A 24,166-nucleotide genomic window follows, 5' to 3' on the forward strand; every position below is an offset into this window, starting at 1 on the left:
CTGCGCCACGTAAAATCCCTTAGCCGACAACCATCCGGGCATAATTGTCCCACAAAGCGACGGGCACGGGCAAAGGAATGAAGCATTGCTCCATTCCGGTGGTTTTTTGCGTCCAGTCATGTGCAAAGTAAGACAAAATTCACCGTGATTTTTGGTTAAAGCCCTTTTACCTCTGGGCGCAAATAGGCATAAGAATGTCTTAACGCAGCTACTGCTGATTCCACTTTTCTCCCAGAGGACGCAAAGCCAAACCCGTGACGGCCCCCATTCGCTTCCCTCGTTTTTTTGTGACTAGCCCCGCGCCGTGTCCCTATCTTCCGGGACGCAGTGAGCGTAAGGTTTTCACTGAGCTCAAAGGCGCTCACTCGGATCAGCTTAACGAAGCTCTTGGCAGGATTGGTTTTCGCCGCAGTCAAACCGTCGCATATCGCCCAAGCTGTCTGGACTGTCAGGCCTGTGTGTCGGTGCGGGTTATGGCGAATGAATTCAAACCGTCGAGCACTCAGAAACGCGACATCAAACGCAATCGCGATCTTATCGTGACAGAGTGCCGCCCATGGGCGACCGATGAACAATTCGAGCTTCTGACCAAATATTTAAGCGTGCGTCATCCCGATGGCGGCATGTCGACCATGGACGAAATGGATTATGCCGACATGGTCGAGCATACGCCTGTAACCAGCTCTCTGGTCGAATATCGTGAGCCTACGGAAACAGGCGAACCCGGTAAATTGATTGGTGCCTGCCTGACGGATCGCCAAGGCGATGGCTTGTCGATGATCTATTCCTTTTATGATCCCGAACATGAAGGGCGCGCTGGCCTTGGCAATTTCATCATTCTCGACCACATCCAGCGCGCTGCGCAAAGTTGCCTTCCGTATGTTTATCTCGGCTATTGGGTCGATGGGTCACCGCGCATGCAGTACAAAGTGCGCTATCGCCCTCTGGAACAACTCACCCGTGATGGTTGGCGCCGGATGGACGAAGAAGAGCAAAGCCGCCTGATCGCCGCAGCGACGGCTCCACGCAGCGAAAAAGATAGCGCAATTGCGGGCGCAAGGGGTAAAGACGGGCAACCTGTCAAATTCTCTGCGAGTTGACCTTTAATTGTTGGTATTGGGATTAAGACTGACCCTTGCGGTCGGACTGCTTGCTTCTGGCACTTTGGCTGCCGGGCAGGAAAACTTGCCCAATGAAGCGGCGCAGCCCGCTGCTGGTGATTTACGGGGGCAAACGCTCGACGATCTTATACCAGAAAGCGCGGTAGAGAACGCGGAAGATTGGGCCTCGCGCGAGGAGGAGGCTCCCTCACAGCCCGTTGTCGTAGATCCTGCGCCAGTTTCTGATCCACTTGATCCGTTGCAAGACACGCCTTCATCGTTCGACCTTGATGAAGCCCTTGACCGACTGGACATCGCAGAGCCCGAAAAGCTCGCGCCTGATGCCGACCGTCCTTCTTTTGCGGATATCGATGCGCCAACTCTGGTGGATTTGCCCGATTTGGTTGAGGTCGAGATCAGCGATCAGCTTATCCTCGCCTTCCCGGCAGAGGTCGCAAGGTTCCCCGAAGAAGAACGTTTCATTGCCCGCTTCCGCGCTTTGTCCGCGATTGAAGCGCTTGGTACAGGTGAAGATACCGTGCCCCAGCTTGCGGCAAGGGCGCGTTCTGACGAAGACCTGTTGGCTGCGATGCTACGCAATTACGGCTATTACAGTGGCGAGATCATCCGGCAACTTTCAGGGGGCAGGCGCGGTTTCGCTGATGAGGCTGAGCGCGGCGATGAACCAGCCGCTGACCGCGATCCCAAGGTACGCTTTGATGTGCTTCCCGGGGCGCAATACACTTTTGGACGCGTTGATCTGGGCGCACTTGACCGGCTCAATCAGGAGAAGCGGTCGCCTCTGGTTGATGCCTTTGGGATAGCTGTTGGTGACCCGGTCTATGCCGACACAATCGTCGCTGGCGAAAGCCGCCTTCGTCTGGCTTTGGGCGAAAATGGCTATCCCTTTGGCCAGCTTGGTGAACCCGATTTGCTGATCGATCATTCGCGCGAAGAAGGTGATCTGACATTACCCGTTGATCCGGGCGGGCAATTTGTTTTTGGGCAAGTGGTAAGCGATGACCCCGACTTCCTTTCGGGCCGTCACTTGGGGCGCATTGCGCGCTTTGACCCGGGCGATTTGTATAAAACTAGCCTGCAAGCCGACCTTCGCCGTGCGATTTTGGCGACTGGGCTTGTCTCATCGGTCGCGATTACGCCGCGTGCGGTCACGACGCCTTCTGGTGATAATGAGCCGGGTGAGGTCGCCTTGGATGTAGCGATTGAGCGCGCTCCTTTGCGCACCATTTCGGGCGCTGTGGGGTACGGCACGGAAGATGGTTTCAAGCTTGAGGCGGGGTGGGAACATCGCAACCTGTTCCCCCCTGAAGGCGCGCTGCGTTTGCGCGGTATCGTTGGTACGCGCGAACAATTGGCGAGTGTGACCTTCCGTCGCAGCAATTTTCGCGGGCGCGATCAGATTCTCTCGGTCGATGCATTTGCAAGCGACATCGAAACCGAAGCGGTCGATGCGCGCACAGTTGCCTTGCGAGGGTCGTTTGAACGGGTTTCCAACCTGCTCTTTCAAAAGCCGCTCAGCTGGCAGCTGGGTGCTGAGCTTGTCTATTCAGACGAACGCAACCGGGTCACCGATGGTATAACGCGTCCGCGTCAGGAATATCTGATTGCCGGTGTCTTTGGCCGGGCGACCATTGATGGAAGCGACGATCTGCTCGATCCGCGGCAAGGATACCGCATATCCTTTTTCGCAGAGCCGGAATTTTCCCGCAGCTTGAGCGAAAACTCGCCCTATCTTCGGGCCCGGGTTGATGCGAGCTATTACCAGCCGGTGGGCGGCACCGTGATCGCCGCGCGCGTGGCAGCAGCAACGGTCGTAGGCGCGGACTTGCTGGATGTTGCACCATCGCGCAGGCTATATTCCGGCGGTGGCGGTTCTGTTCGCGGATATGGTTTTCAAGCCATCGGCCCGCGCAACGCGTTCGACGAACCTGAAGGCGGGCGCTCCCTTCTCGAAGCAGCCGTTGAAGCGCGTATCCCAACCGGTTTCCTCGACGGCGCAATTGAAGTCGTGCCGTTTTTCGATCTGGGCTCAATCTCAAGCGCAGCTCGTCCCAATTTCGACGTCGTACGTGCAGGCGCCGGGATAGGCATTCGGTACAAGACAAGCTTCGGGCCGATCCGTGTGGATGTTGGCGTGCCCCTCAATCCTGCTCCGACAGATGCGCCTGTGGTTGTCTATGTCAGCCTTGGGCAGGCGTTCTGATGGCCGAGGTGGAGGGCACACCAGCCGGCGAAACGCTAGCGGGCGAAACGCCAACTGGTGACACACGCCAGGCGACCCGCAAAAGGGTATGGGCCAAGCGGCTTGGTTGGGTGCTTTTCATCGTGCTCGCCCCCCTCGTGCTTGCAGCCATGTTTCTGGCCTCTCCGATCGGGAAGCGGTTTGTCGCTGACCAGATCGCCAATGCCGCACCTGCTTCGGGTTTGCGGTTTGAAGTGGGCCGTATCGAGGGCGACATCTATCAAGAGGCGATTCTGCATGATGTCATACTCAAAGACCCCAAGGGCGCGTTTCTGAGAATTCCCGTTGTAGAACTGGATTGGCGCCCGCTTGCATGGCTTTGGAGCGGCATCGATGTTCGTGAACTCACGGCGCGGCGCGGGCGGTTGGAGCGTTTGCCCGAACTCCTCCCCGGTGATCCAGATGCGCCGTTCCTGCCCGACTTCGACATCCGGATCGATGCGTTTGAAATAGACAATCTCACACTTGCACCGGGGCTTGCCGGCGAAGAAGCGCAGCGGGTCGATTTTGGGGCGAAAGTCGATATCCGAAAAGGACGCGCACTTGTCGATGCAAAAGGGCGCTTGGGACCGGAAGACCGCATTGAATTTCTGCTGGATGCAGAACCGGACGGTGACCGATTTGATCTGGGCCTTGACTATTCCGCCGCCGAAGATGGACCCATCGCAATGCTCTCGGGTCTTGGTGCAGCTTACACAGCGCGCGTACAGGGTGAGGGAACTTGGTCAAAATGGCTCGGACACGCTGTGGTCAAGCGCCAAGCCGCACCTTCTGGCCCTCTGCAAGAAACAGCACCAAGCGAGCGGGTCGCCGCCTTTGAACTGACCAATGATGGCGGGCAATTTGGCCTTTTGGGTAAGGTTACTCCCACTCTTGCGCCAAATTCCACCTTGGGAAGGACGCTCGCGGGGGGCGTTGCTTTGGCGATGACTGGCACCCTTGAAGATAGCGTCTTCGATGGCCGAGTGGCCGCAGTCAGCAATACACTGGATTTGCGCGGCAAAGGCGCAATTGATTTGGCTGGCAATCGAGCGGACGATTTTAACGTCGGCATGGATATACGCGACCCCAACTGGTTCGCGCCCACTATTCAACTTCAGGGGGGAAGGCTTACCGCGCTGGTCGATGGTCCTTTCAGAGATCTGGAGGTGGAACACAAGCTCAACATTGAGGCGCTGATAATTGGCGAAACGGTCACGATTTCCCGCCTTGCGCAGGCAGGTACGGCGACCTTCGATGGGGAAACACTGCGCTTCCCGCTTTCCGCCACTACCCAAAGTGTCTTGACCGGCAATTCGGTTATCGATGAGCGGCTTGTTGGCGGTGAGCTACAAGGAATGCTGACCGTGATCGGCAGTGATCTTGCGGCTGACAATACCAAGATCGTCTTTCCCGATTTAGAGGGCGAGCTTACCTTTCGCGGCGATCTGGCAAACGGTGCCTTTGCAATCGCTGGACCGATCAAAGCGCGCGCCCTTGCACTTGAGAATGTTGGGCTTGTCACAGCCGATGCCAAAGTGCTCGCCAAGTTTGGGAGCGGTTTTCCGTGGAGCGTGCGCACCAACATCGCCGGCATTGCAAGCCAGTTTGACAACGCCTCCATCGCCACCATCGCGGGCGAAAGTGTCCGGTTTAAGGGAAGCCTTGGAATGGGCGCGCAAAGCCCGATTGTGCTGCGCGATGTGGTATTGGAAAGCGAGCGACTGAATGCCCGTCTCGACAGCCGGATCGTAGGCACGCGCACCACGCTTTCAGGGGCAGGGACCCACACCCAATACGGGGCCTTCGACTTCGATGCTGAGATCGCAAATGAGGGGCTTCGCGCCGATTTGGTGCTTGCTGACCCATATCCCGCAGCAGGTTTGAAGGACGTGGCACTTGGGATTGCGCCTGATGGTGATGGCTTTGCGATTGATGTCGCAGGCGGGTCGCTGCTCGGCCCGTTTGAGGGCGCTATCGCCCTGGAACTTCCCCAAGATGGCCCCACCCGCATTGGTGTCGAAACCTTGCGCATTTACCGCACGGATGTGACCGGAGCGCTGATCTTGGGAGAACGGGCGATTAACGGTAATCTGGCGCTAAACGGAGGGGGGATCAACGGGACTATCGCGCTGTCTCCGGCCTCGGGCGGAGCGCAAGGGTTTGACCTTGACCTCACATCGCGCGGCGCGCGGTTTGGCGGTGATTTTCCCGTCGCCCTCGAATTTGCAGACGTGAATGCAAGCGGTGTTTTTGGCGGAACTGATGGCGCAAATTCGAGCCGTATCGAAGGTACGGTTGCTGGAAGCGGGCTCGAATATGGCGCGCTCCGGCTTCACGCATTTAACGCAAAAGCGCAGATCATCGACGGCAGCGGTGACCTTCAAGCATCGATTGCAGGTCGGCGTGCAGACCGGTTCCAGCTCAAACTTGATGGCGATTTCTCGCCGCGCCAGATCGCTCTTATCGCGCAAGGAGAATATGGCGGTAGGCCTATAACTATGCCCCGGCGGGCCGTCCTGACGGCTCTGGATGGGGGCGGGTATTCGCTGGCTCGCACTCAGATCGGGTTTGCTCGCGGATATACGCTGCTCGAGGGGCAGCTTGGCGGTGACAACACGCAGATCGAAGCGCACTTTTCAAAGATGCCTTTGCGCCTTGCTGATCTTGCTGGTGCAGACTTGGGGCTGGGCGGATTATTGTCAGGCGTTGTGGAATTTGCCCAAAACAAAGGCGCGCCTGCGACAGGCAATGCGCGGATCAAGATCGATGAGTTTACCCGATCGGGCCTCATCCTTTCCTCGCGCCCGATTGATGTGTTTGCGGTCGCAGATTTGTCTGCTCGTGAGCTTGCCGTTGGCGCGCGTCTTACCGAAGGCGGCGAGCGATTGGGGCGGGTCGATGCAAGGATCAGCGGGCTGAACCGCGCCCCGCTTAGCGGCCAGACCTTGAGCCAGAAAATCATGCGCGGGCAGCTCAATGCAAAGCTTGGATATGACGGCGCAGCAGAGGCCTTGTGGCGATTGCTGGCGATTGAAGTGTTCGATTTGACCGGGCCACTAAATGTTCAGGCAAGCGCAACCGGAACGCTCGAAGCGCCGCGCATTGTGGGCAATTTGTCGAGCGACAATCTAAGGCTGCAAAGCGCGGTATCGGGGACAGATTTGAGGGAGGTTTCCGCTCGTGGCCGGTTCGAGGGGTCTCAGCTTGAACTGACTCGCATCTCCGGTGTGACAAATGGCGGCGGGACTGTGAGTGGAAGTGGGACCGTGGACCTTGCCGATATCTCTGCCTCGCGCGGGCCGCGCATTGATATCAAGGCGGCGGTAAACAATGCACAGCTGCTTAATGCAAACGGGCTGGCAGCGACGATTTCTGGACCGCTGAGGATTGTGTCTGATGGAGTGGGCGGGGCTATCGCTGGCCGGGTGAGCGTGGACCGGGCGAGCTGGGCGCTGGGTGTGGCGGCAGAGGATTTACGCCTTCCCACGATCCCAACCCGCGAAACGGGCAGGGCGATCCAGACTGCACAGGCGGTTCAACCGCAAAACGGTGCGTGGCGCTATTTGATTGATGCAAAGGCTCCGTCGAGGGTAGCGGTCGATGGGCTTGGCCTTGATAGCGAATGGGGTATCAATATTGCCTTGCGCGGTACGGTGAACGACCCGCGCATTGGGGGCGAAGCGCGCCTTGTTCGCGGCGATTATCGCTTTGCCGGAACGCGCTTTGAACTTACCGAGGGGCGGATCGAATTTGATGCGAACCGGCCCATCGATCCCCGGCTTGATATTCAAGCACAGTCAAGCGCCAACGGGACAGATGTGACCATCGACATCACCGGCAACGCACAGACCCCGCAGATTGCCTTCTCATCAATTCCAGCGCTACCCGAAGAAGAGATCTTGTCGCGCCTGTTGTTCGGTGGTTCAGTGACTTCGCTTTCTGCCACTGACGCCATCCAATTGGGCGCGGCTCTCGCGGCATTGCAGGGCGGTGGCAGCGGGCTTGACCCCATAGGCAAATTGCGCCGTTCCATTGGGCTTGATCAGCTGAGAATTGTGAGCGCAGACCCGGCACTGGGGCGCGGCACTGGTGTTGCCTTGGGGAAGAACCTGGGCCGACGTGTTTATGTCGAACTGGTGACCGATGGGCAGGGGTATAGCGCAACGCAGGTCGAATATCGCATTACCAGCTGGCTTGCTCTTTTGGGCAGTGTGACAACGATTGGGCGTGACAGCGTTCTGGCTGAAATCAGCCGCGACTATTAAGGTTCTGACCCTAACCCTCGTTGTAAAGACGGGCTTCTTCCCGGCGTCTGTTCACAAGCCCTTTAAGCACCCTGCCGCCGGCCTTGTTCCAACGGGCGAATTCAGCAGCGGCTCCTGCGAAATCACCTTCCTTGTGTTTGCGGGTCAAGGTGGCCTTGTGAATGGCGCCTGTGTTGTAGTGAAAGCTGACCATTGCATCGAATTGGCTTTGAGTGGTCGGCGTATCTCCGATCGCGCGCGCTACGTCCTTGGCGTAGATTATCAAATCGCTTGCAAGGCGAGCATCGCATTGCGCCTGTGTCCACAACGTGCCGGGGCCAATTGGCTCATCGGTTTCAAACCCTTTGCCGGTTGCGCCCCATCCAATCGTCCAGGGTTCAGCGCCAGTGCCGGGATCGGGATAAGCTTCGACCATGCCGTCGCGCCTTAGCCGAGCGCAGCCTTCAAACCTTTTGATCAGCTCAGTACCGCGCGGCCCAATGGTTCGCTTTGCGCTTTGAGAAGGTTTGCTGGAGCCAGAAAGACTTGCATCAAGCGCGTCATCCAGACGGTCCACTTCAGACTGGCGGAACTTGCGGCCCAAGAGCTGGCGAACAAGATCGAAGACGGGTTTGCGTTGCGCTGGGCGCGGGGAAACGTCGGACATATGGGTTACCTCGGGGTCGATTCGCGAATGGCGAGGCCATCTGATTAGTCACAACATGGATAAGTAGGAAAACGCTTTAAGCAATTTCTTGCCAGAGTGTTGCCTTGGGTCTGCGTAATTAGCGCGAGGCTCGTGCTACCGGAAATCAACCCTCAAGTATCTAAGGCCCTGTAATGCAGTCGGGCGGAAGAGCGAGGACAGTTTAGAAGAGGCATGGGCTTACATTTCATTGACACAGAAAAAGAGCGCCTTGCAGCGCTCCATGCCTTGCAGCTGCTTGATTGCCCTCCTTTGGCGATGTTTGACCGCATCACAAAGCTTGCCTCGGTCCTGTTCGACAGCGCGATTTCAGTCATTTCATTGGTGGACGAGAACAGGCAGTGGTTCTTGTCGCGCGTGGGATTGGACGCTGAAGAGACCAGACGCGAGCATGCGTTTTGCGCCGTCGCCATCGCCCAGAACTGCATTTTGGACATTCAAGATGCGTCGTTGGATGAGCGGTTTGCGGATAACCCTATGGTCACCGGTGCTCCTTTCATTCGATCCTACATTGGGCATTCGGTACACTGCCCCGATGGGCATCTCATTGGAACGCTTGCCGTCATTGATCCGCAGCCTGCCAAGTTTGATGGCAAAAGGCGCGAGAAGCTCATTGTGCTTGCGGGCGTAGTCGAAGATCTCCTGCGTGCTCACAAACACACTGTTGAGATGACTGACCTTGCAGATCAAGCGCGTGACAAACACGCGGCGCTTGAAAAAGCGCACCGCATCTTTGTGGCTGCTGAAACCGCTGCGCGAATTGGGTCGTGGGAGATTGATCTTACGACAATGGATCTCACGTGGTCTAATGGCGTCTATGAAATGCATGGCGTCCCACTTGGACGAAAGATCAGCGTCGATGATGCTATCAACGCATATGCGGCCAAGGACCGGGACCGGGTCAGTGCCATGGTTGATGCGGCGATTGAGAAGGGCGAGCCGTTTGAATTCGAAGCGGATATAGAGGATCAAGACGGCAATATCCGGCGCGTCCAATCGCGCGGAGAGGCCATCGAAGGTGATGCAGACCACCCTGCTCGGTTGGTCGGTGTCATCCACGATATTACCGAAAATCACTACGCAAAAATGGCGCTTCAGCGCGCAGCTGATTATGATCGTCTAACCGATCTTCTCAATCGCAATGCCTTTGATCGTATCCTGGGCGAAAAAATCAAGCGACAAGAAGCCACCGGCCAAACCCTCGCGGTTATGTTGATTGATCTGGATGGTTTCAAGACGATCAATGATACCTTGGGACACCTTGTTGGCGATGCGGTCCTTCGACAAATGAGCGACCGGTTGCGCGAAAGTGTGCCAGATGACGTCGTCATAGCCCGGTGGGGAGGGGATGAATTCGTCTTCATTCTTCCTCTCGGGGCGACACACTCAGACGTTGAAGCCTTGTGGGAACTGATGTCGCAAACGGTGTATAGGCCGTTTGAGGTTTCCGGGCGAAAGCTGGTTATTCATGGAACGGCTGGTGCGGAGATTTGTAACGAGGTGATTGGCGGACGCGAAATCGTGCGCCGGGCTGACCTTGCGATGTACACTGGAAAGAAGCGCTCATCTGGCACACTCAGCTTCTATGACGCTGCCCATGCGAAGGAGCACACAGCCAAGCTTCAAGCGGTAACCGAGGTGCGTGACGCAATTCAGTCGAGACGATTGTTTGCCGCTTATCAGCCCATCGTCGATCTTTTGACACAGGAGGTGGTTGGTCTTGAGGCCTTGATGCGGGTGAGCGCGCGCGACGGTTCAGAGCTGACTGCAAGCAATCTCATGCCAGCGATTGTCGATCCGCATGTGTCGCGCGAAGTCGGCAATACTATGGTCTCCAACATTTGTACCGACTTCCCGGACATTGCACGCCATATAAGCACGCTTGGTTCAATCAGCCTAAACGCCAATGAAGCCGACTTACTCAGCCAGAACTATGTTCCAAATCTCTTGGAGAAGCTCACAAATGCAGGGATTGATCCGGCATCGCTGACCCTTGAAGTCACTGAAACCATGCTCATGGTGAACGACAATGACACAGCGCGACAAGTCCTTAGCGACCTTAAAAGGGCCGGGATGAAGATTGCGCTCGATGATTTTGGGACGGGGTATTCATCGCTTACGCACCTGCGTGATTTTCCAATCGATATCGTCAAGATTGACCGCAGTTTTGTAAGGGTAATCAACTCAGATCACCAATCTCGTCTTATCGTTCAGGCGATGATTGCGATGGCCCAAAGCCTTGAAATTGATGTGATTGCAGAAGGTATTGAGACACAGGTTCAGCGTGATCTTCTCGCCTTGATGGGGTGTCGTTATGGGCAAGGGTACTTGCTAGGACATCCTCAGCCTGCAACACGTCTGGCAAGTGAGATCGACCGGACGGTGGCGCGTAAATCTGCCCGCGCAAGGACGAGAGAATATACGCAAGGCAATCTGGTCAGCAGTCCCGCCAGATGACAAGAGCTCCTGACTGACAAGAACCCTTTACAGTAAAGACCTCTTTACAGGCACGAATCGCCGTAAGGGGACTTTTGGTTTGGAAAACCGCGTTAAAGATCATCGTGAAAAACACTGCTGGAGCCAGGGCGAACTGGCGCGTCGGCTGGGCGTTTCGCGACAGACGATCAATGCGGTTGAAACCGACAAATATGACCCCTCGCTTCCGCTGGCACTGCGCATGGCGAAGCTTTTCGGCGTGGACGTGCCTGATCTTTTTATCGATCAGTGGGAACCAAGCGATGATGACTGAAATGAAAGAGAACCCAAAGGGCGGGACGTTGCGGAAGCTTGCTCTTCCGCTTACCCTTGGCGGTATAACCGGCTTTGCGCTCGCAATTGGTGTCGGGCAGTTTGCCGATGGCCTCGGCGAAACCGGGCTTTCCACTTCAGCTGAGATCGCCACTCTCATTGGTGCGTTTTATGTGTTGCTGAGTGTGTTTGTAGGCGGGGGTACGATGATGCCTTCTGCTGGCGCCAAGCTGCTCAATGTTGAAGATGCTGATGAGCTTCGCGAGCAGCGCACCATGTTGCTCCAATCAAGCTATGCCATGGGGCTATGGGGAATAGCCCTTTTGTTTTTGGCGCTGAGCGGTTCGTTTGAGGTGCTCACTCCTGCAATATCGCTTGCCGCTGCTGGTGTGTTCTACGCTCTTGGCGTCTACTTTGTTGTGCGCTCTTATGGCGCTTCGGATGAGCTTATGATGGCAGTCAATCGGGAGGCTGGAAACTGGTCCTACGGCTTGGTTTTTGTGTTCCTTGGCGGATGGAGCGCTCTTGCGCATGCCGGATATATCGCCGCTCCCGCGCCCCTTGATGTGCTCAGCGCTTTTTACGCGATGGTGCTAATTGCAACTTTTATTGCAGCAGGCCGGCGCGGGATGCTGAAAGTTCGGTAAGCTAACAACCCCGCCCAGTTTTAAGCCCGCGCAAACCCGGTTTGCGTGGGCTTTTCTTTGATCTTTCAACGCTTACGGACTTTGTGCAGCAGAAAGTATCGAACAAATTCATGTCTGTTTTGGAATATGCGTTAAACGCAATTCAAATAAAAATAAGTCAAATGGATATAATAATTTGAATTCGAATTTGCCCGCATAATCAAAAAATGTGCAAAATTCACATTACGTCGCCTCCGAATCGCAATATCACAATACAAAAAAGAACGGGTCAGCTGCATAACTATAATGGAGGACCCGATGCCAAATAATGATAGACGAATTGAATCCCGGCGTTTCAGAGTAGATGCCGCAGATCTTGCGTTCAACCGCGATCATCCTGATCACAAAGCCAATGGCGATGAGCAGAAGTATGCCTCGTCCAAGTATCTGATGAGCTTTACCAAGGGGCTCGATCATGATCCCGCCACAGGGCTCATCAAAGACAAGAACCACTTCGAGGCTCTGCGACGGGCCATTGACAATGGGGTGATCGAAGACTTCACCACCCGCGTGCCCGTTCCCACAAACAAGAAGCTTGGGCGCCGTCAGTGGGAAGCGCCCACAGCGGGGCTGGTTTTCGATCTCGAAGGCCCAGATGCTCAGGCGGTGACTATGGCACCGGCTCCGGCATTGTGCAGCGATGAGCTGAACTTTGAAATGGCGGAAGTTTATGAACTGGCGCTGCTACGCGATGTGCCATTCCCTCAATTCGACAATAAAGGGCCAAGCCCGTCACTCACCGATTCGATCAAGCGGTTGAATGATTTGCCCTATGCCAAAGAAGGCTTTCCAGGGCGGCCCCGCATGACCGATGCCAACGGTAAACTCGACCGGCAAACCGTATTCCGCGGAGCTTCGCCTGGCGTTGTCGAGGGACCTTATGTTTCGCAATTCTTGTTGATAGGAAATCGTGATCGCACAGGCACATTCGATGTGGATCAAGGCAAGATCCTGTACGGCGCGCAATTGATCGATCAACGCGTTCCAGCCGCGCCTGAAAAAGATGACTATATGGTCGATTTCGGCGATTATCTGGAGGTGCAGCAAGGCTTTAATGTCAATGCGGCCAACGGCTCACAAGGTGGGCAAAACCTTGCAGGTCAAAACTATCGCTTCATCCATACACCCCGGGATCTGGCGACATATGTGCACTTTGATGCGCTCTATCAGGCATATCTCAATGCGTGTCTGATCCTGCTTTCGAGTGGTGCTCCATTTGACCCGGCGTTCGATAATCTTTCTGGAGCGTCAGGTTTCAATGTGCTCACAAACGCCGCCAATGGCGATACGATGCCGACCAATTCCGGTGGCTTTGCTCTCTACGGAGGTCCGCACATTTTGACGCTGGTGACTGAAATCGCGACCCGTGCGTTGAAGGCGGTCCGGTTCCAGAAGTTCAACACGCATATTCGCCTGCGCCCCGAAGCGTTTGCAGCGCGGCTGGAGAAGGCGACAGCTATCGAGAAGGCTTACCCGGCTGTATGTGGTTGCCTCACGCAGGCTGTTGAGGAATTGAAGCCAACTTTGAAGGCGATCAACAAACACAACCGGACGATACCTGCGCCGCGTAAGGCAGCCGATACTGTCCTGTTGCCAATGGCCTTTGCCGAAGGGTCACCGATGCATCCCGCTTATGGTGCAGGCCATGCGACGGTTGCTGGTGCTTGTGTGACGATCCTCAAAGCGTTCTTCGACACCTCCGCCATGCTTGCGCGGCGCGATGGCGTGGTCGGTTGGTATACAAGCGAGCAGCTCGAAGGCGCGAAAAAGGTCGATTTCATCCAGTATGAGACCATCAACGATGGCAAAGAGATTGAGGCCAAGAAGGCCAAATGTCCGCTTACCCTTGAAGGGGAGCTCAACAAGCTTGCCGCAAACATTTCGATTGGGCGCAATATGGCCGGTGTTCACTATTTCACCGACTATTTCGACAGCGTGCGCATGGGTGAGGAAATCGCCATCGGTATGTTGGAAGAGCAAGCGATTGGCTATCCGACCGATCCGTTTGTGATGTCAGTGCCTACATTCGATGGTCCGGTAGAGCGCATCGGTGCTCGCTGATCGAGGTGATTAAGCCCCGTTTAAATGGGCGAGAAAGCGAAGGGCCTCAACTGTAGCGATGCGGTTGGGGCCCTTTGTCTTTTGGCGCAGCGCCGAAATACTTCAACCCGTCCTACTAAAACCGCGAAAAAGAAAACCCGATGTTAAGGGGTCATCCTTAAAACCCTGAAGTATGGGCTTTTTGCAGGCAAATTCCGCATCTAGGGGCGCAAATGATTTGACCCAGTCGTCGCTGGGGGAAATCTATCGTCCGATCCTGCGCGGCTATTTTGTGGTCTATGCGCTCTATTACACGATCATGCTTGGGCTGAATTGGCTCAGCATGGACGCCGGTCGCGATTTCCTAACGCTTCAATCAGCCACATTTATGGCGACCTGCTTTGCAATCTTTGGGGCTTGGCGAATGCGCCAGCCGCAGGACGAACCGACGACCGAAGCTTTATTGCTCGGTATGAACCTGCTTGTGGTTGGAAACGTTTGGCTCGCTCTTGAAATCGGTTTCATCCCTGAAAAGCTTACATATTTCATTATTTCATCCATGCTGTTTGCATTGGCCAGCCCAACTTTCCGGCAATCGCTGGTGGCAATTGCGATCGCGCTCATGGCCATGTTCTCTTTTGTTGACAGGCTTGATGCCGCAACGTTGAGCGCATTTGGCTACCTGACCTTCGGGGCGGCGATGTCTTCGCTCGCAATCGCATTTTACCTGCGAAAGGCAATCTCGCGGATATCTGATGCGAATGAAAAAGCGCGCGTGGAACTGTCCGATGCGATGGCTTTAGGCTCCGAAATGCGCGAAAAATCACTGTCGGACAGCTTGACGAAGCTGCCAAACCGTCGCGCATTTTTTTCAGCGCTTAAAGGCGTTGTGAATGCGGCTGAGGGCGATGAAGCGGGCGCGAATACCGCTGGTGACACATGGCTGGTGCTGCTCGATCTTGATGGCTTCAAAGCGGTGAATGATGTGCACGGACACAAGGCGGGCGACCTTCTGCTTATCGCAATTGCGGACCGGTTGCGTGATTTTGCGAAGACTGGCGCACATGTCAGCCGGATGGGCGGCGATGAGTTTAACATGATCGTGACCGGCGTTGCGAATGTGGATGATCTGCGCGATCGTAGCACCGAGCTCCTTCGCGAACTGGCTCAGCCTTATGTGATTGAAGGGCGCCAGGTGCGTGTTTCATGCTCAGCCGGGTGCGTCCAGTTCGATCCGTCCCTCCCCTCAGATGCGCAAATCAGCAATGCCGATTATGCTTTGATGGTCGCAAAGAAGCAGGGCAAGAACCAGGTTGTGCTGTTTGACCAAGAGCATGAGGCCGAAGCCAAAATACGCCTTGAAATTGAAACGGCGCTGCGCGGTGCAGACCTTGCAGGCGAGATTTCGGTCGTGTTTCAGCCTCAGGTCCGACTGGGCGACAATGCGGTGGTCGGTGCCGAGGTGCTAGCCCGTTGGACCAGCCCGGCCGTTGGGACAATTCCGCCCGACCGTTTCATCAAGATTGCTGAGGAAAGCGGTCTTGTAACAAATATCACCCTTGTGGTTGTCCAGAAGGCTTTGGATGAGCTGCGCGGGTGGAGCAACAAGCTCCCCATATCCATCAACCTGTCGGCGCACGATCTTATGTCTGATTCTGCGATTGAACAGATCATCGAATTGATTGAGCGACACGAAATCTGCGCTTCTTTGATCGAATTTGAAGTTACCGAAACCGCGATGATGGCCGATCTCCAGAAGGCTACGGCCAACCTGATGCGTTTGGCGGATGCAGGCTATTCGATTGCGCTTGATGACTTTGGCTCCGGCTATTCCAACTTCAGCTACCTTCGCTCGCTTCCGATCACACGATTGAAAGTCGATCGCTCCTTCATCGAAGACCCAAGCGACCCTATGGCGGAGAAGGTCCTCGCTTCGCTCGTCGGGATGGCCCGCGTGCTGGGCGTCAACTGCCTTCTTGAAGGGGTTGAGGATGAAATTGCTCTATTGATGGCAAAGCGCGCCGGAGCTGAACTGGTTCAAGGGTACCTTTTTTCAGAACCGATCAGCGCGCTGGATTTGCGCAATGCACTGGCGGTTGGGCGTTCCTTGATCGAGAAGCGCGAGGCCGGATAGCAAAAGGGGCCAGCCATGCGGCCAGCCCCTTTTGTTTATGCTTGAGCGCCAAGCGCCGCCGTATTGCTTACGAGCTGTAATACATATCATACTCAACTGGGCATGGCGTCGTTTCCATCCGCATCACTTCTTCCCACTTGAGTTCAATATACGCTTCGATCTGATCTTTCGAGAAGACCTCGCCTTTAAGCAGGAAGTCATGGTCTGCTTTAAGCGCCTCGAGAGCTTCACGAAGCGATCCGCAAACAGTTGGAACCTGTGACAGTTCTGCTGGTGGCAGATCGTAAAGGTTTTTATCCATCGCATCGCCAGGGTGGATCTTGTTTTCGATCCCATCAAGGCCCGCCATAAGCAGAGCTGAGAATGCGAGGTACGGGTTCGCAAGAGGATCCGGGAAGCGGAACTCAACGCGTTTGGCTTTTTCGCCTGCACCATAAGGAATGCGGCAGGAGGCCGAACGGTTGCGAGCCGAATATGCAAGCAGTACAGGCGCTTCAAAGCCCGGCACCAGACGCTTATAGCTGTTGGTGGTCGGGTTGGTGAAAGCGTTCAGTGCCTTCGCGTGCTTGATCACGCCGCCGATGTAGTAAAGGCAGCTTTCAGACAGCCCAGCATATTCATTGCCCGCAAAAGTCGGCTTGCCGTCTTTCCAGATCGACATGTGGCTGTGCATGCCCGAACCGTTATCGCCCTTGATCGGTTTTGGCATAAAGGTCGCGGTTTTGCCGTATGCGTGTGCGACTTGCTGGGTCACGTACTTGTAGATTTGCACGTGGTCAGCCGACTTGGTCAGTGTTTGGTAGGTGATGCCCAGCTCGTGCTGCGCTGCGGCCACTTCGTGGTGGTGCTTGTCCATGGAAAGGCCGATTTCCTGCATCGTCGAAACCATTTCGGCCCGGATGTCCATGGCGCTATCGACAGGCGCTACGGGGAAGTAACCGCCGGTTGCGCGTGGGCGGTGACCCATATTGCCCATTTCGTATTCTTTGCCGGTGTTCGTTGGCAGCTCGATATCGTCAATCGCAAAGCCAGACCCTGCATAACCATCTTCGAAACGCACATCGTCGAACATGAAGAACTCTGGCTCTGGCCCGACATAGATCGTGTCACCAATCCCCGTGGACTGCAGATACGCTTCGGCGCGTGTCGCGGTTGAGCGCGGGTCGCGTCCGTAAAGCTGACCATCGGAGGGCTCGATAATGTTGCAGAAGATGCTGAGCATCGGGGTTGCGCTGAACGGGTCAGGGTAAACCGCGTCGAGATCAGGCTTCAGGATCATGTCGCTTTCGTTGATTTCTTTCCAACCTGCGATTGAAGAGCCATCAAACATCAAGCCGTCTTCAAGGGCATCTTCGTCCATGACGACAGCAGACATCGAAAGGTGCTGCCACTTGCCTTTGGGATCGGTGAAGCGAAGATCGACCCATTCGATCTCCTCGTCTTTGATGCGCTTTACGATGTCTTTTGCGGTCGCCATGATTGTGTACTCCAGCTGTTTGTTATTGTTCGAGAGGTGCGCCTGACCTCTTAGGGTGTTGGCGCGTAGTGTAGGTGGTAATCAGATCGCGTCGTCGTTTGTCTCGCCTGTGCGAATGCGCAGTGCGCTTGCGATGTCGCTGACGAAAATCTTGCCATCGCCGATCCGGCCTGTTTGCGCAGCGCCAGCAATCGCTTCGACCACGCGTTCGGCCTGATCATCGGTGACGACGACTTCGAGCTTAACCTTGGGCAGAAAGTCGACGACATATTCAGCGCCGCGATACAGCTCTGTGTGCCCCTTCTGACGGCCAAATCCGCGCGCTTCGGTGACGGTGATGCCAGAGACGCCGATTTCGTGGAGCGCTTCTTTCACTTCGTCCAATTTGAAGGGTTTGATGATCGCTTCGATCTTTTTCACGTTAAGTGTTTTCCCGTTTGCGCCTTGATCGGTGGTTGCCAAGGCGCTCTTTCTTGACCTCACGTCTATCAAGAATCATGCCAAGGCATTGTTACACTTGGGTAGCTGATTGAGCGCTCTGCGCAAGGATCATTCCGTAGGGGCACGTTAAACGCAGCAATTTATCAACACTTGCCAGCTGTGCCTAATGGGCGGGCGGACCTGCCCAATAAACGGGCAGACGGGCTACGTGTTGCAACCTAGTTCAGAGCCGAAGCCCTGTGGTTTCCTCTAAACCGCACATGATGTTGAGGTTCTGGATGGCAGCCCCAGAAGCGCCTTTGCCAAGGTTATCGAGGCGGGCGATCAGGCGGGCTTGCGTGCCAGCTTGGTCACCGCACACCGTCAAAGTCATGCCATCATTTGCATCAGTGCAATCGCGAAGGAGAAGTTCGGCTGGCTTCTCTGCGAACGGGGTCACCTTAACGACATCGCTGCGCTTAAAAAACCACTCAAGCTCGACCCATAAATCGTAGGCGTGGGTCGCTTCGACCCGATCTTTCAATTCGCTAAACCGGAGCATCTCAGAGAATGGCACCGGCACTTCAACCAGCATGCCTCGATAGGCTGGGACGACACTTGGGCTGAATAGTGGCGCACTAGAGAGGCCAGCGTAGCGTTGCATCTCCCGCAGATGCTTATGCTCAAGCGAAAGCCCATAAGTTCGGAATGCGATGTCCGGATTGGCTTTGAACCGCTCAATCAGCGCGTTGCCACCACCAGAATATCCGCTCACAGCATTTACAGTGTAAGGCCAGATTTCTGGTAGCTCGCCCGCCTGCACAAGCGGTGCAACAAGCGCCAGAAACCCCGTTGGATAGCATCCGGGATTGCTCACAAGCTTGGCGTTTGCGATTTTGTCATGCCCGATAAGCTCAGGAAAACCATAGGTCCACCCATCCGCCACACGGTGCGCGCTGGACGCGTCGATGATCCGTGTATTCGACCCTTCCGCGAGCTTTACCGCCTCGCGCGCTGCATCATCGGGCAGGCACAAGACTGCCACATCCGCCTCATACAAAGCCTCTTGGCGCGCCGATACATCCTTGCGCTGCGCATCGTCCAAGACGATCAGCTCAAATTCCTCGCGATCCTTTAACCGGTCGCGGATTTCAAGGCCGGTGGTGCCGGCGGCTCCGTCGATGAATATCCGGTGTGTCATGGCGAAATCAGCTTTGCGGCTTTCATGTAACCGCTTGGACCTTGTGGACCCAAGCACCCCCAAATCCAGTCGCCAGAGACGTCGATGACCTCGACCAAAGTGCCCGCTTCAAACCGGGTCACAATCGGGCTGTCATCGCGGGTGTTTTGCATTACATCGACGCCCGCCTCACCAACAGTCCAGATATGCGGGATGACATAATGCGCGGCCAGATGCGTGCCGGCCAAAGCAATATGCGCAAGATCACCGCGAAGCGCGAGTGTACCAGGCGCAGGCGTTTTCACCGGGCCCTTAAGGCCCAGATCACCGCTTGGCACTGTATACTCGTGTTCTTGGCGGGTCTTACCGCTCATTCGCAATTGCTTTCCTTGAGGCTCCCGGTTCCGGGCCCGATCGTGTTTCGCGCTTAGACACACTCACGCGTGTCGGCAAGTTTAGCTGCCAAATCGCTCTTTAAGCATGTGCCACGAGGCCCGCAGGCCATAGGCTGTGCCGCCTTTGGAACGGCCCGGTTTGGGGAAAGGGCGCCATGCAAAGGTGTCAAAGTGGACCCAGTCGATGCCTTCCTCGACAAATCGGTCAAGGAAGAGCCCCGCAACGCTTGCGCCTGCATAGGGGTTGGAATGCGCGTTCACGATGTCTGCGATGTCGGAATTGAGATATTCGCGGTAGGCGTCGGGCAGGGGCAGGCGCCAGGGTTCATCCCCATTGGCGCGGCCTGCCTTGATCAGCGCATCGGCCGTTTCATCGCGCCGTGCCATCATCGCGGCATAATCCGGGCCAAGCGCCACGCGAGCAGCGCCGGTAAGTGTCGCAAAGTCGATAATAAGCTCCGGCTTTTCTTCGCTTGCGCGGGTCAAAGCATCGCCAAGGATCAATCGCCCTTCGGCATCGGTGTTGTGGATCTCAACCGTCAAACCCTTGCGGCTGGGCAGGACATCGCCGGGGCGAAAAGCCGGACCGGAAATCGCATTTTCCACCGCTGGGACCAGCAGATGCAGGCGCACTTTGAGCCCTGCGCCCATGATAAGGCCCGCCAGTGCAATCGCGTGCGCTGCGCCGCCCATGTCTTTTTTCATAAGCCGCATTCCAGCAGCCGGCTTGATATCAAGACCGCCTGAATCAAAACACACACCTTTGCCTACAATCGCCAGAACCGGGGCGTCTTTCGCTCCCCATTCGAGGTGCAGAATACGCGGGTCATGCTTACGAGCCGCAGCGCGCCCTACGGCGTGGACCATGGGATAGCCTTGCTCAAGCTCGTCGCCGCGCGTTACTTTAAGGTCCGCGCCATGCTCTTTGGCAAGCTTCTTGAACTCGGCCTCAAGCGCGGCAGGTCCCATGTCTTCAGCAGGCGTGTTCACCAGATCGCGCACCAGCATTTCAGCCTGAGCCTCGGCGACATAGCCGGACATTCGACCCACTTGCTCTGTCAACAAAATGCGCGGACCAACGGGGTTTTCCTCTGCCTTATACCGGGTAAAGCGATAGTGCGCGGTGAGCCAGCCAAACACAGCGTCATCAGGCTGTGCGTCCACCAGACGATACGTCCCCTCAGGCAGGTTTGTCGCAAGGGCCGCCAGACAATAGCTTCCCAGATTTGCCGGATCACCGACCCCGCCAACGGCAAAGAAGCCATCGCCATCCGGCACAATGCCAACACTGCCAGCATCGCCTTCGAACTTTTGCGCCTTCAGGCTTGCATGCTGGCCAGCGCTAAGCCCCTTGGCGAAAGCTTCAAAGCCAGCCTTGGTAATCAGGTGGATAGCAACCGCATCTTGCCCACGGTCTGCCTGGATCAGGTCATTAATTTCAGTCATGTTTTCCTATTGCTGGCAAGGGGCAAGCTTGTCACGCGCTTTTGTCTGTAATCAGGCGCTCGCAATCTTGTGAGCAGGCCGCTATATGGACCAGCATGACTGAATACCAACTCGTGACAAGCAATGACACCGTCTACCGCGACGGCACTATCAAACTGCACACCGAAGAAGGCTTTGAAGGCATGCGTGCCGCTGGCCGCCTTGCTGCGACCATCCTTGATGAGGTTGCCGATATGGTGGAGCCGGGCATTACCACGGCTAGCATTGACGACCGTGTGCGCGAGATGACTTTGGATGCGGGTGCTGTGCCTGCTACGCTCGGCTATCGCGGTTATACCCATTCGTGCTGTATCTCGATCAACCATGTGATTTGCCACGGTATTCCGGGGCCTAAAGTGCTTAAAGAGGGCGATATTCTGAACGTCGATGTGACCCCGCTTCTGGATGGTTGGCATGGCGATACGTCCCGTATGTTCTTCGCTGGCGAACCTTCGATCAAGGCCAAGCGTTTGGTCGATGTGACCTATGAATGCCTGATGCTGGGCATCGAGGCGGCGGGTAAGCCGGGCGCGCGGCTTGGCGATATTGGTGCCGCGATTGAAGCCCACGCCAAACAGTTCCGCTACGGCGTGGTCCGCGAATTTTGCGGGCATGGTCTGGGTCGCCTGTTCCACGACGCGCCCGAAGTGGTCCATGCGGCCAAAGCGGGCACCGGACCAGAGCTTAAACCCGGCATGTTCTTCACCATCGAACCGATGATCAACCTTGGCAAACCATGGGCGAAAGTCCTCAACGATGGCTGGACCGCCGTGACCCGCGACAAGAGCTTGTCGGCTCAGTTCGAACACTCCTTGGCGGTCACCGAAGAGGGCACGGAGATCTTCACCAAAAGCCCGACCGGACGCGACAAGCCGCCTTATTGAAGCAACCCGCCTCTCACAGGATGAGAGGGAGAAGGCTTGCGACCATCACCACGACAATGGCGATGGAAAAGGCCAGCATGGCCAGCGTTGAGCGGGTGAAACGCCCTTGCGTCTTCCAGTCAAAACCAAGCGCGATCGCGACCGTTATCGGCACCTGAACTGCAATCGCCAGCGGGTCCGGCAATTCTAACACTTGCACCACCCGTGCGTAGGCCGGCGTCATAAAGGCGAGCGTTCCGATGAGCATCGCCATGCGGTGCCGCGCGATTTCCTTGCGCGCTGCAAAGCGGATAGCGGCAAGGTACAGCGGTAGGAAAGTCGCAAATGCCGCGAGGTTGACGATGGTCACTTCGATCCGCCCCAATTCCTCGCCAATGTTCACCGCTAAGGTAAGGCCGGTGACGGTCATCACTGCGACAAGTCCAAGCGATGACTTGCCCATCATCCGGTGGAGCGAATACCGCTCGTTTGCAGCAAGCCAAGCCTGGCTCCCGAGCAAACCCATCCATGCCAACATCGAGACGCCGTGGATGATGACAAGCGGTGTGTAGCGCGTCTGGACCTCTGTGTGCGCGGCGGCCTTTAGCGCGAAAGCCACAAGGCTGAACGCCACGAGGCCAAATGCGATGCGGGCGAGCAGGAGGTTTGCCTGCCTGTGGGTTTCGGGTGCTTTCATCGTCGCAAAGCTACGATCAAACCTCCCGCGCGGCTTTAATCGCAGCGCCTGCCGCGAACGGCGCCATCGCCACCAGTCCCAAACTGATCGCCGCGACAAAGCCCAAGCTTGCGCCATCCTGCCTTGCCAATGCGCCTGCGCCGAAGATCAGAATCGGTAGGGCCAGCGGAACCATCAGCAATCCCGACAATGCAGCGCCTGCGCGAAGGCTTGCGGTGAGAGCGGCTATCATAAGGCCAATCGCTGCCAGACCCGGTGTCCCTGCGAGGAGGCCCAGCAGCAGCAAATGCAAAGTCGGCCCGTCGATAGCCAGCAGAGCCGCAGTAGGAAAGGTTGCAAGGATCAGCGGCGGGCCAAAGCTTAACCAATGCGCGATCAGCCGCACTGCCATCATCATTTCCTCTGTCAGCCCGCGCAGCCGCAGCTGGTCGAAGAAGCCCAGCTCGATGTCGCTCGCCACCAGTTTTTCCAGCGGTAGAATCGCAGCGAGCAATGCTGCAATCCACACCACCCCGCCGCCGGTGCGCGACAGGATGTTGACGTCCGGCCCCACCGCAAAGGGGTAGAGCATGGCAACCGCGATGAAGAACATCACAGGCAGGCTTGCCCCGCCGCCCGCGAAGGGGAAGAACTTGGCGAGATCGCGCTTCAACAGCGTCCCGATCATTCTTCCTCCTCCACCGCGCGGGCTGGTACATAATCGCCGAGCTCCAGCGTTTGCAGACCCTCTATTTCCAACCTCTGGTGCGAGGCGATGAGCGCTAACCCGCCGCCTTTCACATGACCCTCGATCAGCCGGGTGACCGTCTCGATCGCTGCGGTATCAAGCCCCGACAATGGCTCATCCAGAAGCCAGATCGGAACGCTGCGCCCCATCAATGCGGCGAGGCCTGCGCGTTTCCTTTGCCCGGTCGAAAGATACCGCACCGGCACCTCCAACAGATTGCTCAAGCCCAGCTTGCCATAGACTTGCGACGGGTCGCCGCCGCCATCAACCGCGTTCCAGAAACCCAAGGCCTTGCCCAAGGGTAGATCGGGGTCGAGGGCAGGGCGCTCATCCAGCAGGCCAAGCTCGCCTTCGCGTGACACTTCGCCAGCAAAAGGCGTGGTGAACCCAGCCAAGGCGCGCATCAAAGTCGTCTTGCCCGTGCCATTCGCGCCGGTGATATGCAGCGCGTCGCCTTCTCCCAAGGTGAAACTCAGTTTACGAAACAACAACCGGTCGCCGCGCCGGCATGCGAGGTTGGAGGCGGCCAAGGAAGGGGCCAAAGAGGGGTTAGGCGGTTGCGCTTGCATCGCGTCAAGCGTTAGGCAAAAGCTTCACCAGTCACAACACTCTACATGAAGGTTCCCCCTGCGATGACCAGCGTCCCCGAACTCACCCAAGACGAAGTTGCGCAACTTCTAGAAGATCACCCCAAGTGGGAACTCGCCCGCGAAGGCAAAGCGATCACCCGCACGTTCCAGTTTGGCGATTTCAACGAGGCCTGGGGTTTTATGAGCCGGGTGGCGTTGATTGCCGAGACACAGGACCACCATCCCGAATGGTTCAACGTGTATGCCAAGGTCGAGATTACGCTGACCACCCATGATGCCGGGTCAGATGGCGGCGGGCTTTCGATCCGCGATACCAAAATGGCGCGCGCAATCGATCGGCTGGTTTGAACGCCTGCCGGGGATCAAGGGCTGTGAAATCCCCCCCCGAAAATTAACCCCCGAAAATTAACCCTATGAGACACCTGTGTC

19 protein-coding genes are annotated in these 24,166 nt (G+C 56.4%); 10 read left to right on the plus strand and 9 right to left on the minus strand.

Annotated elements, in window-relative coordinates; all coding sequences use genetic code 11:
* The first annotated feature begins 254 nt into the window (after positions 1–254).
* From EH31_RS09035 to EH31_RS09045, 3 genes are read left to right on the plus strand one after another with little or no spacing between them, the layout of a single operon-like run.
* Positions 255–1,100, plus strand: a complete 846-nt coding sequence (locus EH31_RS09035) for an arginyltransferase (RefSeq protein WP_034959823.1) — start codon at positions 255–257, stop codon at positions 1,098–1,100.
* A gap of 16 nt (positions 1,101–1,116) precedes the next feature.
* Positions 1,117–3,324, plus strand: a complete 2,208-nt coding sequence (locus tag EH31_RS09040; RefSeq protein ID WP_241765880.1) for an autotransporter assembly complex protein TamA — start codon at positions 1,117–1,119, stop codon at positions 3,322–3,324.
* Positions 3,324–7,610, plus strand: coding sequence for a translocation/assembly module TamB domain-containing protein (locus EH31_RS09045; RefSeq protein ID WP_081853321.1), 4,287 nt, complete (start codon positions 3,324–3,326; stop codon positions 7,608–7,610). The genes EH31_RS09040 and EH31_RS09045 overlap by 1 nt, the downstream gene beginning before the upstream one ends.
* A gap of 10 nt (positions 7,611–7,620) precedes the next feature.
* On the opposite strand, the gene EH31_RS09050 is transcribed toward EH31_RS09045, so the two are convergent.
* Positions 7,621–8,256, minus strand: a complete 636-nt coding sequence (locus EH31_RS09050) for a lysozyme (protein WP_034959826.1) — start codon at positions 8,254–8,256, stop codon at positions 7,621–7,623.
* A 213-nt stretch (positions 8,257–8,469) separates the two neighbouring features.
* Here EH31_RS09050 and EH31_RS09055 point away from each other — a divergent pair, with 213 nt between their 5' ends.
* The 5 genes from EH31_RS09055 to EH31_RS16900 all read left to right on the plus strand — a co-directional run bounded on the left by EH31_RS09055 (position 8,470) and on the right by EH31_RS16900 (position 15,903).
* A complete protein-coding gene (locus tag EH31_RS09055; RefSeq protein WP_051699097.1) occupies positions 8,470–10,752 on the plus strand; it encodes a putative bifunctional diguanylate cyclase/phosphodiesterase in 2,283 nt (760 codons plus the stop codon).
* A gap of 79 nt (positions 10,753–10,831) precedes the next feature.
* On the plus strand, positions 10,832–11,044 hold the full coding sequence (locus tag EH31_RS09060; protein ID WP_034959827.1) for a helix-turn-helix transcriptional regulator: 213 nt from the start codon (positions 10,832–10,834) through the stop codon (positions 11,042–11,044).
* 1 nt (position 11,045) lies between these two features.
* Positions 11,046–11,690: a hypothetical protein gene (locus tag EH31_RS09065; RefSeq protein ID WP_034959828.1), complete on the plus strand. Its 645-nt coding sequence runs from the start codon at positions 11,046–11,048 to the stop codon at positions 11,688–11,690.
* A 297-nt stretch (positions 11,691–11,987) separates the two neighbouring features.
* Positions 11,988–13,790, plus strand: coding sequence for a vanadium-dependent haloperoxidase (locus EH31_RS09070; RefSeq protein WP_034960143.1), 1,803 nt, complete (start codon positions 11,988–11,990; stop codon positions 13,788–13,790).
* A 217-nt stretch (positions 13,791–14,007) separates the two neighbouring features.
* A complete protein-coding gene (locus tag EH31_RS16900; RefSeq protein WP_161782138.1) occupies positions 14,008–15,903 on the plus strand; it encodes a putative bifunctional diguanylate cyclase/phosphodiesterase in 1,896 nt (631 codons plus the stop codon).
* 67 nt (positions 15,904–15,970) lie between these two features.
* On the opposite strand, the gene glnA is transcribed toward EH31_RS16900, so the two are convergent.
* The 5 genes from glnA to EH31_RS09100 all read right to left on the minus strand — a co-directional run bounded on the left by glnA (position 15,971) and on the right by EH31_RS09100 (position 20,821).
* Positions 15,971–17,380, minus strand: a complete 1,410-nt coding sequence (gene glnA / locus EH31_RS09080; protein ID WP_034959829.1) for a type I glutamate--ammonia ligase — start codon at positions 17,378–17,380, stop codon at positions 15,971–15,973.
* Positions 17,381–17,461: 81 nt separating this feature from the next.
* Positions 17,462–17,800: a P-II family nitrogen regulator gene (locus EH31_RS09085; RefSeq protein ID WP_034960145.1), complete on the minus strand. Its 339-nt coding sequence runs from the start codon at positions 17,798–17,800 to the stop codon at positions 17,462–17,464.
* A 244-nt stretch (positions 17,801–18,044) separates the two neighbouring features.
* Positions 18,045–19,001, minus strand: a complete 957-nt coding sequence (argC, locus tag EH31_RS09090) for an N-acetyl-gamma-glutamyl-phosphate reductase (protein WP_034959830.1) — start codon at positions 18,999–19,001, stop codon at positions 18,045–18,047.
* Positions 18,998–19,354, minus strand: coding sequence for a hypothetical protein (locus EH31_RS09095; RefSeq protein WP_034959831.1), 357 nt, complete (start codon positions 19,352–19,354; stop codon positions 18,998–19,000). The genes argC and EH31_RS09095 overlap by 4 nt, the downstream gene beginning before the upstream one ends.
* Before the next feature lie 81 nt (positions 19,355–19,435).
* Entirely contained in the window at positions 19,436–20,821 is a 1,386-nt protein-coding gene (locus EH31_RS09100) for a leucyl aminopeptidase family protein (protein WP_034959832.1), read from the minus strand.
* A gap of 95 nt (positions 20,822–20,916) precedes the next feature.
* Here EH31_RS09100 and map point away from each other — a divergent pair, with 95 nt between their 5' ends.
* Complete coding sequence (gene map / locus EH31_RS09105; protein WP_034959834.1) at positions 20,917–21,744, plus strand: type I methionyl aminopeptidase; 828 nt, start codon at positions 20,917–20,919, stop codon at positions 21,742–21,744.
* A 13-nt stretch (positions 21,745–21,757) separates the two neighbouring features.
* On the opposite strand, the gene EH31_RS09110 is transcribed toward map, so the two are convergent.
* From EH31_RS09110 to ccmA, 3 genes are read right to left on the minus strand one after another with little or no spacing between them, the layout of a single operon-like run.
* Positions 21,758–22,420 carry a hypothetical protein gene (locus tag EH31_RS09110; protein ID WP_034959835.1) on the minus strand — a complete coding sequence of 221 codons (663 nt, stop codon included), beginning with the start codon at positions 22,418–22,420 and terminating at the stop codon, positions 21,758–21,760.
* A 16-nt stretch (positions 22,421–22,436) separates the two neighbouring features.
* Complete coding sequence (locus EH31_RS09115; RefSeq protein ID WP_034959837.1) at positions 22,437–23,087, minus strand: heme exporter protein CcmB; 651 nt, start codon at positions 23,085–23,087, stop codon at positions 22,437–22,439.
* Complete coding sequence (gene ccmA, locus EH31_RS09120; RefSeq protein ID WP_338390477.1) at positions 23,084–23,677, minus strand: heme ABC exporter ATP-binding protein CcmA; 594 nt, start codon at positions 23,675–23,677, stop codon at positions 23,084–23,086. The genes EH31_RS09115 and ccmA overlap by 4 nt, the downstream gene beginning before the upstream one ends.
* A gap of 84 nt (positions 23,678–23,761) precedes the next feature.
* Between ccmA and EH31_RS09125 the strand changes: the two genes are divergently transcribed.
* Positions 23,762–24,085 carry a 4a-hydroxytetrahydrobiopterin dehydratase gene (locus tag EH31_RS09125; protein ID WP_241765881.1) on the plus strand — a complete coding sequence of 108 codons (324 nt, stop codon included), beginning with the start codon at positions 23,762–23,764 and terminating at the stop codon, positions 24,083–24,085.
* Positions 24,086–24,166: the final 81 nt, after the last annotated feature.

The sequence above is a fragment of the Erythrobacter longus genome (assembly GCF_000715015.1).
Classification (GTDB): Bacteria; Pseudomonadota; Alphaproteobacteria; order Sphingomonadales; family Sphingomonadaceae; genus Erythrobacter; species Erythrobacter longus.

Excerpts from the sequence above, each read along its gene's own strand:
- EH31_RS09100 (WP_034959832.1), bottom strand. The coding sequence starts at position 20,821 with ATGACTGAAATTAATGACCTGATCCAGGCAGACCGTGGGCAAGATGCG.
- EH31_RS09070 (WP_034960143.1), top strand. The coding sequence starts at position 11,988 with ATGCCAAATAATGATAGACGAATTGAATCCCGGCGTTTCAGAGTAGAT.
- EH31_RS09045 (WP_081853321.1), top strand. The coding sequence starts at position 3,324 with ATGGCCGAGGTGGAGGGCACACCAGCCGGCGAAACGCTAGCGGGCGAA.
- argC (WP_034959830.1), bottom strand. The coding sequence starts at position 19,001 with ATGACACACCGGATATTCATCGACGGAGCCGCCGGCACCACCGGCCTT.
- map (WP_034959834.1), top strand. The coding sequence starts at position 20,917 with ATGACTGAATACCAACTCGTGACAAGCAATGACACCGTCTACCGCGAC.
- EH31_RS09095 (WP_034959831.1), bottom strand. The coding sequence starts at position 19,354 with ATGAGCGGTAAGACCCGCCAAGAACACGAGTATACAGTGCCAAGCGGT.
- EH31_RS09110 (WP_034959835.1), bottom strand. The coding sequence starts at position 22,420 with ATGAAAGCACCCGAAACCCACAGGCAGGCAAACCTCCTGCTCGCCCGC.
- glnA (WP_034959829.1), bottom strand. The coding sequence starts at position 17,380 with ATGGCGACCGCAAAAGACATCGTAAAGCGCATCAAAGACGAGGAGATC.
- EH31_RS09065 (WP_034959828.1), top strand. The coding sequence starts at position 11,046 with ATGAAAGAGAACCCAAAGGGCGGGACGTTGCGGAAGCTTGCTCTTCCG.
- EH31_RS09055 (WP_051699097.1), top strand. The coding sequence starts at position 8,470 with ATGGGCTTACATTTCATTGACACAGAAAAAGAGCGCCTTGCAGCGCTC.
- EH31_RS09050 (WP_034959826.1), bottom strand. The coding sequence starts at position 8,256 with ATGTCCGACGTTTCCCCGCGCCCAGCGCAACGCAAACCCGTCTTCGAT.
- EH31_RS09115 (WP_034959837.1), bottom strand. The coding sequence starts at position 23,087 with ATGATCGGGACGCTGTTGAAGCGCGATCTCGCCAAGTTCTTCCCCTTC.
- EH31_RS09125 (WP_241765881.1), top strand. The coding sequence starts at position 23,762 with ATGAAGGTTCCCCCTGCGATGACCAGCGTCCCCGAACTCACCCAAGAC.